The 11589-nt window shown below is 72.6% G+C and carries 13 protein-coding genes; 6 read left to right on the top strand and 7 right to left on the bottom strand.

Annotation, left to right across the window (positions count from 1 at the left end; all coding sequences use genetic code 11):
- Positions 1-109 precede the first annotated feature (109 nt).
- The 3 genes from ABVB68_RS18865 to ABVB68_RS18855 all read left to right on the top strand — a co-directional run bounded on the left by ABVB68_RS18865 (position 110) and on the right by ABVB68_RS18855 (position 2605).
- The gene (locus ABVB68_RS18865) at positions 110-1087 is read left to right on the top strand and encodes a small ribosomal subunit Rsm22 family protein (protein WP_353602222.1); all 978 of its coding nucleotides are present in this window, start codon (positions 110-112) and stop codon (positions 1085-1087) included.
- Between the two features lie 31 nt (positions 1088-1118).
- Positions 1119-1733, top strand: coding sequence for a TetR/AcrR family transcriptional regulator (locus ABVB68_RS18860; protein WP_353602221.1), 615 nt, complete (start codon positions 1119-1121; stop codon positions 1731-1733).
- Positions 1734-1870: 137 nt separating this feature from the next.
- On the top strand, positions 1871-2605 hold the full coding sequence (locus ABVB68_RS18855) for a bifunctional DNA primase/polymerase (RefSeq protein WP_353602220.1): 735 nt from the start codon (positions 1871-1873) through the stop codon (positions 2603-2605).
- A 33-nt stretch (positions 2606-2638) separates the two neighbouring features.
- Here ABVB68_RS18855 and ABVB68_RS18850 read toward each other — a convergent pair whose 3' ends face one another.
- From ABVB68_RS18850 to efeO, 4 genes are read right to left on the bottom strand one after another with little or no spacing between them, the layout of a single operon-like run.
- Positions 2639-3631 (bottom strand): SCO2278 family lipoprotein, encoded by a 993-nt coding sequence (locus tag ABVB68_RS18850; RefSeq protein ID WP_353602219.1) that lies wholly within the window; start codon positions 3629-3631, stop codon positions 2639-2641.
- Positions 3591-4463 (bottom strand): iron uptake transporter permease EfeU, encoded by an 873-nt coding sequence (gene efeU / locus ABVB68_RS18845; RefSeq protein ID WP_353602218.1) that lies wholly within the window; start codon positions 4461-4463, stop codon positions 3591-3593. Before efeU ends, ABVB68_RS18850 begins: the two co-directional genes overlap by 41 nt.
- Before the next feature lie 3 nt (positions 4464-4466).
- Entirely contained in the window at positions 4467-5726 is a 1260-nt protein-coding gene (efeB, locus tag ABVB68_RS18840; protein ID WP_353602217.1) for an iron uptake transporter deferrochelatase/peroxidase subunit, read from the bottom strand.
- A gap of 19 nt (positions 5727-5745) precedes the next feature.
- Positions 5746-6882: an iron uptake system protein EfeO gene (gene efeO / locus ABVB68_RS18835; RefSeq protein ID WP_353602216.1), complete on the bottom strand. Its 1137-nt coding sequence runs from the start codon at positions 6880-6882 to the stop codon at positions 5746-5748.
- A 124-nt stretch (positions 6883-7006) separates the two neighbouring features.
- Here efeO and ABVB68_RS18830 point away from each other — a divergent pair, with 124 nt between their 5' ends.
- Both ABVB68_RS18830 and ABVB68_RS18825 read left to right on the top strand, forming a co-directional pair.
- On the top strand, positions 7007-7651 hold the full coding sequence (locus ABVB68_RS18830; RefSeq protein ID WP_353602215.1) for a PhzF family phenazine biosynthesis protein: 645 nt from the start codon (positions 7007-7009) through the stop codon (positions 7649-7651).
- A 117-nt stretch (positions 7652-7768) separates the two neighbouring features.
- Positions 7769-7966 carry a hypothetical protein gene (locus ABVB68_RS18825; RefSeq protein ID WP_353602214.1) on the top strand — a complete coding sequence of 66 codons (198 nt, stop codon included), beginning with the start codon at positions 7769-7771 and terminating at the stop codon, positions 7964-7966.
- 60 nt (positions 7967-8026) lie between these two features.
- On the opposite strand, the gene ABVB68_RS18820 is transcribed toward ABVB68_RS18825, so the two are convergent.
- Together ABVB68_RS18820 and map are read right to left on the bottom strand one after the other, a co-directional pair.
- A complete protein-coding gene (locus tag ABVB68_RS18820) occupies positions 8027-8674 on the bottom strand; it encodes a biliverdin-producing heme oxygenase (RefSeq protein ID WP_353602213.1) in 648 nt (215 codons plus the stop codon).
- 152 nt (positions 8675-8826) lie between these two features.
- Positions 8827-9684 carry a type I methionyl aminopeptidase gene (map, locus tag ABVB68_RS18815; RefSeq protein ID WP_353602212.1) on the bottom strand — a complete coding sequence of 286 codons (858 nt, stop codon included), beginning with the start codon at positions 9682-9684 and terminating at the stop codon, positions 8827-8829.
- A 59-nt stretch (positions 9685-9743) separates the two neighbouring features.
- On the opposite strand from map, the gene ABVB68_RS18810 reads away from it, so the two are divergent.
- A complete protein-coding gene (locus ABVB68_RS18810; RefSeq protein ID WP_353602211.1) occupies positions 9744-9977 on the top strand; it encodes a hypothetical protein in 234 nt (77 codons plus the stop codon).
- Here ABVB68_RS18810 and ABVB68_RS18805 read toward each other — a convergent pair whose 3' ends face one another.
- Positions 9978-11270, bottom strand: a complete 1293-nt coding sequence (locus ABVB68_RS18805) for an MFS transporter (protein ID WP_353602210.1) — start codon at positions 11268-11270, stop codon at positions 9978-9980.
- Between the last annotated feature and the right edge of the window lie 319 nt (positions 11271-11589).

The raw sequence follows: 11589 nt of genomic DNA, 5'->3' as shown, positions 1-11589 counted from the left end.
CTCCGGTTGTCGTGAAGACAGGCATCTCCACTACGCCCGGAGGTCTCCTCTTGATCAACTACCGACGCGAGTCACCAACCTCTTGGCCGAGTACACCTAGAATCGCCGGGTGAACGACCCTCTCCGCACCGCACTGGCCGAGCTGCTCGACGGTCTGCCCCCCACGGAGGTGGCCGCCGCCGTGGACCGGCTGATCGCCAGCTACCGCGGAGCCACACCCACCGACGCGCCGATCCTGCGCGACCGCGCCGATGTCGCCGCCTACGCCGCCTACCGGATGCCGGCGACCTTCGCGGCGGTCCGCTCGGCGCTGGCGGCGTTCGCGGACGCGCTGCCGGACTTCACCCCGGGCAGCCACGTGGACGTCGGCGGCGGCACCGGCGCGGCCACCTGGGCCGTGAGCGCCACCTGGGACGGGACGCGTCCGGTGACCGTGCTCGACTGGGCCGAGCCCGCGCTCGCCCTCGGCCGGGAGATCGCCGCCGGCCACCCGCCCCTGGCGGACGCCCGCTGGCAGCGCGCCCGGATCGGCTCGGGCCTCGCCCTGGAGAGCACCGACCTGGTGACGGTGTCGTACGTCCTGAACGAACTCACCGGGGCCGACCGTGCCGCCCTCGTCGACGCCGCCGCCACCGCCGCGAGGGCCGTCGTGATCGTGGAGGCCGGCACGCCCGCCGGGTACGCCCGGGTCATCGAGGCCCGCGACCGGCTGATCCGGGCCGGATTCCGGGTCGCCGCCCCCTGCCCGCACAGCGCCGCCTGCCCCATCGTGCCCGGCCAGGACTGGTGCCACTTCTCCGCCCGGGTCGGCCGCTCCTCCCTGCACCGGCAGGTCAAGGGCGGTTCACTGGCGTACGAGGACGAGAAGTTCTCCTACGTCGCCGCGACCCGGCTGCCCGTGGAGCCGGCCCCCGCCCGGGTGGTCCGCCGTCCCCAGATCCGCAAGGGACAGGTGCTGCTCGACCTGTGCGAGGCCGACGAGCGGCTGAGCCGTACCACGGTCACCAAGCGCCACGGCGACCTGTACAAGGCGGCCCGGGACGCCGACTGGGGCGATGCCTGGCCGCCGTACGACTCCTTGTCGTAGCGCGCGCCGGCTCCTTGTTACTTTCGACCCCATGGTCAAGAAGCCCGCCCCCGACGCCACCCGCCGCAGCGAGAAGTCCCGCCGGGCGATCTACGCCGCCGCCCTCGCCCTGGTCGGCGAGGTCGGCTACCCGAAGACCACGGTCGAGGGCATCGCCGCCCGGGCCGGGGTCGGCAAGCAGACCATCTACCGCTGGTGGCCGTCCAAGGCGGAGGTGCTGCTGGAGGCGTTCCTGGACCTCGGCGAGCAGGCGGCCCGGGCGGCGGGGCAGGAGCCGTACGCCGTCCCGGACACCGGTGATCTCGCCGCCGATCTGAAGGCGGTGCTGCGGGCCACCGTCGACGGGCTGCTCGACCCGGCCTTCGAGACACCGGCGCGGGCGCTGGCCGCCGAGGGCCTGGTCAACGACCAGCTCGGCCGCGAGTACGTGGCCCGGCTCCTGGAACCCCAGCTCCAGCTGTACGTGGCGCGGCTGCGCGCGGCGCGGGACGCCGGGGCCGTGCGGGCCGACGTGGACCCGCGTATCGCGCTGGAGCTGTTCGTCTCGCCCCTCGCCCAGCGCTGGCTGCAGCGGACGGGGCCGATCACGTACGCGTACACCGACACCCTCGTCGACTACGCCCTGCACGGCATCGCACCGCGCTGAGCCCCGCCCCGGGATGTGAGGCACGTCTCCTCCCGCATCCCCCTTATCCGCCCACCCGCCCCCCGAAGCGCACAAAGGTGGGACCATGAGGCATGCTGTCCCACACCAGCGAGGCGACCATGAGACCGAGGGGATAGATGAGCGCGACGTTCGGCGGCCGGCCCGGCCGGCAGGGCAAAATCTCCCGGTGGCTGCTCGGACGCCGCCCGAAGGAGGACGCCGGCGACGGTGGCCGTGAGGCCCTGCTGCTGGCCGCCGCCGACGCGGGCCTGTCGCTGGCCCCCGCCGCGTATCCCGCGCCCGGCTACGGCTGCTCCTGCGACCGCGTCGGCTGTCCCACCCCGGCCCGGCACCCGGTGTCGTTCGCCTGGCAGACGCAGTCCACGACGGACCGCGGCCAGGTCGAGCGCTGGGCCCGGCACCAGCCGCAGGCCAACTTCGTCACCGCCACCGGCATGGTGCACGACGTGCTGGACGTCCCGCTGGAGGCCGGCCGCGAGGCCCTGGAGCAACTGCTCGGCGAGGGGGTCGAGGTCGGCCCGGTCGCCGAGAGCGACGACGGCCGCATGCTGTTCTTCGCCCTCACCCGGGGCACCCCGGAGGACGAGGACGAGTGGTGGCCGTGCGAGCTGGACTGCCACCCCGAGACCATGGACGAGCACCCCGGCCTGCGCTGGCACTGCCGCGGCTCCTACGTCCTGGTGCCGCCCGCCCGGCTGCCCGGTGACGGCCAGGGGGTGCGCTGGGTACGCGGCCCGGAGCACCCGCTGACCGATCCCCTGAGCCTGCTGGAGGCGCTCACCGACGCCTGTGCCCGGCACGCCGGCACGGAGTCCGACCACCCGGGCGCGTCCTGGCCGCTGAGCCACTGACCGGGCGCGGCCCGCCGCCTGCGCGCCGGCCGCTCACTCGCCCCGGGCGGAGGTCAGACCCGCCAGTCGCCCCATCATCCGCACCGGACCGCCGCCGGCCGGGTCCAGGGCGGCCTCGCCGGCCACCGACTCGAGCGTCAGCGACTGCTTCACCTCGCCCTTGGTCAGGGCCCGCACGTCCTTGTTCGCGACCGGCACCGAGGCCCCCGCGGCGGCGGTCTGCTTCTCGTAGTGGCGCGTGGCGAAGAACACCAGCGCCCCGCCGTCCGCCGTGCGCAGCGCCAGCGGCGCGTAGTCGCCGTGGCCGAGCGGCTCGTCGATGAACTGCCGGACCAGGCCCGGCTTCCTCGCCGCCCGCGCGCGGCTGCCGCGCAGCCCGCTGGTGCTCGGGCCGTCCGCGAAGTCCTTGCCGCCGTTCTTCAGGCAGGCCGTGTACCGCTCGCTCAGCTCCCGTGGCGGCACGGCCAGTTGCGGCGAGTCCGCCGGTACGGCCTCGGCCCAGCCGTCGGGGTCCGTCCGGAAGCGGGGTACGGCGCCGGGCGCCACGAAGTTCAGGTACGCCACCTGCCAGCGCTCGCCGAGTCCGTGCCGCGTGAACACCAGCAGCCAGCGGAAGTCGCCGCCCTTGTTGCCCCGGGCGTCGGCGACGAACCAGCGGGGCCAGCCGGCCTTCTTCGGGATGGTGAACTTCGCGTCCGTCAGCTTCAGCGGCGTGTGACGGGCGTTGCCCGACGGGCTGTTGACGTGGCCCGCCCTGAGCCGCGCGGAGTCGATGTCGGCGAGGGCGCCGGTGACGTAGGGGGCGTCCAGCGAGCTGTCGTAGGCCTTGTCGGCCTTGTTGTAGGCGTCCGTGAAAGCGGTGAGCGCCCTGGCGGCCTCGGCCCGGGTGGCGGCGGGGAGCCGCACCCGCTCCCCGTGCACCACCACGCAACCACTCGCCGTCAGCGACAAAGCGGTCAGCGCGGCTGCTATGAGTGCGTTACGGTCACGCCTGCGAAGGCGTCGACGGCTGTGCTCCCTGGTCATCGGGCTCCTTCACCTTCCCCTTCCCGGAGGCGAACCCTACCGGGGCGAAGAAGACCGCGAGCGTCGGGACCAGGTACAGCAGCCACACCGTGATCTGGACGACCGTCGGGTCCGGCTGGAAGTTGAACACGCCCTTGAGCAGGGTGCCGTACCAGCTGTCCGGCGGGATGGTGTCACTGATGTCGAAGGCCAGGTCGGTCAGGCCCGGGATCCAGCCGGCCTCCTGCAGGTCGTGGAAGCCGTACGCCAGCACGCCCGCCGCGACCACGACCAGCATGCCGCCGGTCCAGGTGAAGAACTTGGCCAGGTTGATCTTCAGGGCGCCGCGGTAGAACAGCCAGCCGAGCAGGATCGCGGTGGCCAGGCCGAGAGCCACACCGACCAGCGGGCGTGGGGTGCCGTCGGAGGCGGCGTGCACCGACGCCCACACGAACAGCGCGGTCTCCAGGCCCTCGCGGCCCACCGCGAGGAACGCCGTGGCGACCAGCGCGCCCGTGCCGAGCGCGAGGGCCGCGTCCAGCTTGCCGTGCAGCTCCGCCTTCAGGTGCCGGGCGGTGCGCCGCATCCAGAACACCATCCAGGTCACCAGGGCGACGGCGAGGACGGACAGCGAGCCGCCGAGCGCCTCCTGCGCCTGGAACGTCATCTCCTGGGAGCCGAACTCCAGCGCGCAGCCGAAGCCCATCGCGATCGTGATGGCGACGGCGATGCCGGTCCAGATCGGCCGCAGGGCGTCCCGGCGGCCGGTCTTGACCAGGTAGGCGATCAGGATGCAGACGACGAGCGACGCCTCCAGCCCCTCGCGCAGGCCGATCAGGTAGTTGGAGAACACGGGCTACGCCTCCTTCGAGAACAGCGTGCGGCCCCACCAGTCGTGGGAGTCCCGGACGCCGGGGGGTACCGCGAAGACCGCCGAACCCACGTGCTGGATGTACTCGTTGAGCGCGTCCTGCGCCGCGAGCTTGCGCTGCAGGGGGATGAACCCCTTGCGCACGTCGCGCTGGTAGGCCAGGAAGAACAGGCCCGCGTCGAGCCGGCCGAGACCGTCGGTGCCGTCGGTGAAGGAGTAGCCGCGGCGCAGGATGGTGACGCCGCCGTTGGAGTCGGGGTGCGCGAGGCGCACGTGCGCGTCCGGCTTCATCGCCTTCAGGAACGGCTCGTCGCGCTCCTTGGCCTTGCCGACCGGGGCGCCCTCGCGCTTGTCCCGGCCGAAGACGTCCTCCTGCTCCTGCAGCGAGGTGCGGTCCCAGGTCTCGATGTTCATGCGGATCCGGCGGGCGACCAGATAGGACCCGCCGGTCATCCAGTCGGGGCCGTCCCCGTCACCGGCCCACACGAACTTCTTCAGGCGGTCCGGCTCGGTCCCCGCGATGTTGCGGGTGCCGTCCTTGAACCCCATGAGATTGCGCGGGGTCTGGGCGTCCGGGGTGGTCGAGGAGGTCTTGCCGAAGCCCAGTTGCGACCAGCGGATGGCGACCTTGCCGAAGCCGATGCGGGCCAGGTTGCGGATGGCGTGCACGGCGACCTGGGGGTCGTCGGCGCAGGCCTGGATGCACAGGTCGCCGCCGGTGCGGGACTTGTCCAGGTTGTCGCCGGGGAACTGCGGCAGGTCGGCCAGGGCCGCCGGCCGCTGGTCCGTCAGGCCGAACCTGCCGAAGAGCGTCGGACCGAAGCCGATGGTCAGGGTCAGCCGGGACGGCTTCAGTCCGAGTGCCTCGCCGGTGTCGTCCGGCGGGGCCTCGGCGAGCCCGCCGTAGGCGCCCTCGCCGACCGGGGCGCCCGCGGTCATCTTCCGGGCCGCCTGCGTCCAGTCCTTGAGCAGCTGCACGAACTCGGCGCGGTCCTCGGTCTTCACGTCGAACGCGGCGAAGTGCAGCCGGTCCTGCACGGGCGTGGCGATGCCGGCCTGGTGGACGCCGTGGAACTCCACCGCGCCACCCGTCTCGGCACCGGCCGGGTCGACGTCGTCGCCTGCCCTGGCCATCGCCACCGCGCCGCCGGCCGCCGCGGCACCGAGCGCGAGTCCGGCACCGCCCCAGCCGATGAGCGCCCGTCGCGAGGGGCTGCCGCCCCGGCTGTCCTGTGTCTCGGTCATCGTCCTGCCCCCGTTCCGCTTACTTGACGACCGCGGCCGCGAGCTTCGACAGCGGCTCGGCGAGCGCGTTCACCGCGTCCGACAGCTCCTTGCGCTGGTCCTTGGTGACCTTGTCGTAGGAGACGAAGTCGTAGGAGTTCTTGTCCGGGCGGTACCTGTCCAGCAGCGTGTTCAGCGCCGAGAACTGCTTGTCCAGCTCCTTGGCCAGCGCCGCGTCGTTCTTCGCGGCGACCGGCTTCAGCAGCTCGTAGGCCTTCTGCGCGCCCTCGACGTTGCCCTTGAAGTCGACCAGGTCGGTGTGCGCGTAGCGGTCCTCCTCACCGGTGACCTTGCCGGTGGCGACCTCGTCGAGGAGCTCCTTGGCGCCGTTGGCCATGGAGGACGGGGTGATCTCGGCCTTGCCGACCCGCTCCTGCCAGTCCTTCAGGTCGCCCACCAGCTGGTCGGCGAGGGTCTTCTCCTCGGCGCCGATCCTCTTGTCCTGCCAGAGGGCCTTCTCCAGCCGGTGCCAGCCGGTCCACTTCTGGCCCTTCTCCAGGTGGTCGGCGCGGGTGTCGGTCCTGGGGTCGATGTCTCCGAAGGACTCGGCGACCGGCTCGGTGCGCTCCCAGCCCAGACGGGAGGGGGCGTAGGCCTTCTTGGCGGCCTCGAGGTCGCCGTCCTTGATCGCCTTGGCGAAGGTCTCGGTGAGCGGCACGGTGGCGTCGGCCTGTTCCTGGGCGTACGCGCGGTAGCCCGCGACGGCCTGGTCGAGCCTCGGGTCGCGCCGGGCGGTCCCGCCGGAGCCGGTCACGTCGAGCTTCTGCCGGACGCCGTGCCCCTTCATGCCCGGGCGGCACGCGATCTCGTACGCGCCCGCCTTCACCTCGGCGGTCAGCGTGTACCTGGTGCCCGGACCGATGTTCTCCTTCTCGGAGACGATCCGGTCGTCCGGGAACAGGATCTCGACCTCGGTGGCCTTGGAACCCTTGTTCTCCACCTTCAGGGTGACCTGGCCGGCCGGTACCGACTTGGCGGAGGTCTCGCACTTCGAGTCGGCCGCGGTCACCTGGATCGCGTTCCCGTCCTTGGCGTCGCTCTTCGCCGTGCAGGCCGTGAGGGCGGTCAGGGCTGCCGTGGCGACGGCGGCGGTGACGGTGAGTCGGGCGGCTCGCATGCGGACTCCAAGAGGCGACGAGATGGTGAGGCTGCCCTAACTTACATGAGGCTTACCTCACCAATACCCCCCGGGGCGGTGATTCAGCTCTCAGCGGCCCGCACCGCGATGTTTCAATGCACCGGTGACTGACTACGACGTGCTCCGTGTCTTCTGCGGACCGAACGGCGGCTACGGCAACGAACTCGGCGTCGTCCGCGACGGCTCGGTACTGCCCGGGCGGGAGGACCGGCAGGCGCTGGCGGCCAAGCTCGGCTTCAGCGAGACCGTGTTCGTGGACGACCCCGAGCGCGGGGTGATCGACATCTACACGCCCACACAGCGGCTGCCCTTCGCCGGCCACCCTTGCGTCGGCACGGCCTGGCTGCTGGACGTGCCCGAACTGGTCACCCCCGCCGGGGTCGTGGGCGCCCGGCTCGACGGCGAGTTCAGCTGGATCGAGGCCCGCGCGGAATGGGTCCCGCCGCGCACCCTGCGCCGGTACGCGAGCGCCGCCGAGGTGGACGCCCTCGAGGTGCCTTCGCCGGGGGAGTGGATCTACGCCTGGGCCTGGCAGGACGAGGCGGCGGGCCGGGTGCGGGCCCGGGCCTTCCCCGGCCGCGGCGACGGCATCGAGGAGGACGAGGCGACGGGTGCGGCCGCGCTGCTGCTGACCGACCGGCTGGGCCGGGCGCTGAACATCACCCAGGGCGCCGGATCCCAGATCCTCACGGCTCCCCAGCCGCACGGGTGGGTCGAGGTCGGCGGCCGGGTCGTCCTGGAGCGATGACGACGTGCGCGCGCGCCCGGGTGGTGATATGGGCTCCGTTCGGGTGGACCCGCGTGTGCGGGTGCGGGCGAACGGGGACCTCTCGCGTGACCACTCAGCCTCCCCGAGAGGAGCACCATGCGCATCCGTTCCGTCCTGGCCGCGACCGTCCTGGCCGCCGCCCTTGCCGCCGCCGGCGCGACGACGGCCAGTGCCGCCAACCACGACGTCCACGAGGACGACGACGCCGTCTGCAGCCCGTACGCCGGCGAGCTCAACTCCGCCTACAACCACGCGGCCTGGAGCGGCGCCCACTGCAGCGACTACCTGCGCTGACCCGAACGGGCCCCTCGGCGCGGCTCCCGCGCGCCGAGGGGGCCCGATCGCGTCCGGCACTCACGCGGACAGCGGGAACTCCTCGCCCAGTTCCCGGAAGACGGCCGTGTTGAGCGCGAACGCCCGCTTGCACTCGCCCACGATCCGCTGCCTCTCCAGGTCGTCGGCGCGGATGCCGTCCAGCAGCTCCCGGTAGCCGCGCTTGAACGCGGCCGGGTTGCCGACCTCCTCGAAGACGTAGAAGCGGACGCCGTCGCCCTTCCTGGCGAAACCCCACGTCTTCTCCGCGCTGTCGCGGATGATCTGACCGCCCGACAGGTCGCCGAGGTAGCGGGTGTAGTGGTGGGCGACGTAACCGCCCGGCCAGCCCTCGGCGCACTCGCGGACCCGGTCCGCGTACGCCCGGGTCTCCGGCAGGGCGCTCAGCCCCTGCCGCCAGTCCGAACCCCGCAGGTGCGCCAGGTCCCGCTCCAGCGCGGGCAGCCGCAGCAGCTCCCGCCGGACGAACGGCCCGGCCACCGGATCCGCCGCCAGCCGCCCGACCGCGCCCTCCAGGGCCTCGTAGACGAACCACAGCTGCTCGGTGTAGCGCGCGTACGCGTCCACGCCCAGCCGGCCGCCGAGCAGATCGCTCATGAACGTCGTGGTCTCCGCGGCCACGTGCTGCTCGTGCGACGCGGTGCGGATGAGGGACGAGAAGGAGTCCATGACCACATCCATTGCGGGTGTACCCGGGCCGGCGCCTTCGGCGACCTCGTACCGGAAACGTTCCGACCCCGTGTCGGCAACTTTTCCGACATGCTGTCGGTAAGAGGTTACAAGAAAAAGCCCGCCCCGGCAGGGGGCGGGCTCGGCCGCGGTCACGGCAGGGTCAGGATCTCCGCGCCGGTGTCCGTCACCACCAGCGTGTGCTCGAACTGCGCGGTCCGCTTGCGGTCCTTCGTCACGACCGTCCAGCCGTCCTCCCACATGTCGTACTCGTGGGTGCCCAGCGTCAGCATCGGCTCGATCGTGAAGGTCAGGCCCGGCTGGATGACCGTCGTCGCGTGCGGGCTGTCGTAGTGCGGGATGATCAGCCCGGAGTGGAACGACGAGTTGATCCCGTGACCCGTGAAGTCACGGACCACCCCGTAGCCGAAGCGCTTGGCGTACGACTCGATGACCCGGCCGATGATGTTGATCTGCCGGCCGGGCTTCACGGCCTTGATCGCGCGGTTCAGGGACTCGCGGGTGCGCTCGACCAGCAGCCGCGACTCCTCGTCCACCTCGCCGACCAGGTAGGTGGCGTTGTTGTCGCCGTGCACCCCGCCGATGTACGCGGTGACGTCCAGGTTGACGATGTCGCCGTCCCTGAGGACCGTCGAGTCCGGGATGCCGTGGCAGATGACCTCGTTGACCGACGTGCACAGCGACTTGGGGAAGCTGCGGTAGCCCAGCGTGGACGGGTAGGCGCCGTGGTCGCACATGTACTCGTGGGCGACCTTGTCCAGCTGGTCCGTGGTGACGCCGGGCGCGATGATCTTCGCGGCCTCCGCCATCGCCCGAGCGGCGATCCGGCCCGCGGTCCGCATGGCCTCGATGGTCTCGGGGGTCTGCACCTCCGGCCCGGTGTACGGCGCCGGCGCGGGCTTGCCGACGTACTCGGGGCGGCGGATGTTGCCGGGGACGGAACGGATGGGGGACAGCTCCCCTGGTACGAGCAGCGACTGGCCAGACATGCCGGCGAGTCTATCGAGCGGACATTGGGGGAACATGTCGGTGGCGAGAGGAGCTGCCCATGGCCTTGTTCAAGAAGCGCACCGCCGGCAAGCCGGGTGAGTGGTTCTACTGTCTGGACCACAGGACGGTCGAGGAGGGCCCGAACTGCCCGGGCAAGGACCGCTTCGGACCGTACGCGTCCCGGGAGGAGGCGCAGGCCGCGCTGGAGATCGCGCGCGAGCGCAACCTCGAGTGGGAGAACGACCCACGCTGGCACGACGTGTCCGGGCCCGGCGACAGCGACCCCGACTGATCAGCCGACGCTCTCCGCGGCGGCGTCCTCCGCCCCGGCGGTGCGCCGTCGCCGCATCCGTACCGCGTGCTCGTTTGTCCGGGCGTCGTACCTCATGAGGCCGGGCAGGCACAGCGCGAGCAGGCCCATGACGCCCGCGCACGCCAGCCCGCCGGACCAGACCGACGCCCGCACCCCGGCCCAGGCGGCGAGACCGCCCGCCCGGACCTGGCCGAGCTGCGGGCCGACCGAGTACGACAGCAGCTCGATCCCGGCGAGCCGGCCGCGCAGCTCGTCCGGGATCGTCTGGTTCCACATGGCGGCCCGGAACACCCCGCTGACCATGTCGAAACCGCCGCCGACGGTCAGGAGGAGCAGGACGAGCCACACGTTCCCGCAGACGCCGGCCGCCGCCACCGCCAGCCCCCAGCCGGCGGCCGCCAGCACCACCATCAGCCCGTGCCGGTGTACCCGCGAGGTCCAGCCGCTGGTCAGGCTGACCACCAGGGCCCCGGCCGGCAGGGCCGCGTACATCAGCCCGAGCGCCCAGTCGGCGTTCAGTTCATCGGCCAGGAACGGCAGCACCGCCAGCGGCATGGCCAGGAACATCGCCGCCAGGTCGACGGCGTAGGTTCCGAGGAGCTCCTTGCGGCCCCAGGCGTACCGGGCGCCCTCCGCGATGGCCCCGAGCGAGGGCTTCGCGGCCTCCTGGGACGCGGGCGAGGGGGCGATCCGCGCGATGTACGCCAGCGAGACGGCGAAGGTCAGCAGGTCGGCCGCGTACGCCCAGCCGAGCCCCGCGTAGGCGACGACCACGCCCGCGACCGCGGGGCCCGCGACTCCGCCGACGGTCCAGCGCAGCGAGTTCAGCGAGGCCGCCGCCGGCATGTCGTCGTGGGCGACGATCCGTGGCCACAGGGAGTCCAGCGCCGGGCGCTGCACGGAGACCAGGGCGGAGGAGAGGGCGGCGACGGCGTACAGCGGCCAGACCGCGGGGTGCGGGAGCAGGGCGTTCAGCAGCAGAGCGGCACTGAGCAGGCCCTGGCCCGCCTCGGTCCACACGATGAGCCCGCGCTTGTCGAGGGCGTCGGCCAGGGCGCCGCCGTACAGCCCGCACACGATGAGCGGCAGCAGCTCCACGGCGCCGATCGCGCCCACGGCGGCGGCCGAGCCGGTGAGGTCCTTCAGCTGCACGGGGAGCGCGACGAAGGTCAGGAAACTGCCGAAGCCGCTGATCAGCCCCGACTTCCAGAGCCGCCGGAAATCGACGGAGGCCTTCCAGGGGGAGAGGTCGGGCAGCAGAGCACGGGTCACCGACGCATGCTCGACCGCCCGCCGCCCCCGGGCAACCGAATTTCCGGGGCCGCACGCCGACGCGGCCCGCACAACGAGGCGGCCCGCACAACGAGGCGGCCCGCACGGCGAGGTGGCCCGGACGCCGAGGTGGCCCGGACGCCGAGGCGGCCCGCACGGGCGAGGCGGCCCGGACGCCGAGGCGACCCGCACGCCGAGTGGGCCCGGACGCCGAGGCGACCCCGTGCCGACGGCCCCCATCCGGACAACCGGTCCCTACGCCGACACCGGCCCCGCGCCCGCCCCATGCCCGCGCCGACACCGGCCTCTACGCCTACAC

The sequence above is a fragment of the Streptomyces sp. NPDC096012 genome, assembly GCF_040426375.1.
GTDB lineage: Bacteria > Actinomycetota > Actinomycetes > Streptomycetales > Streptomycetaceae > Streptomyces.
This window is presented reverse-complemented; position numbering and strand designations above follow the sequence as displayed.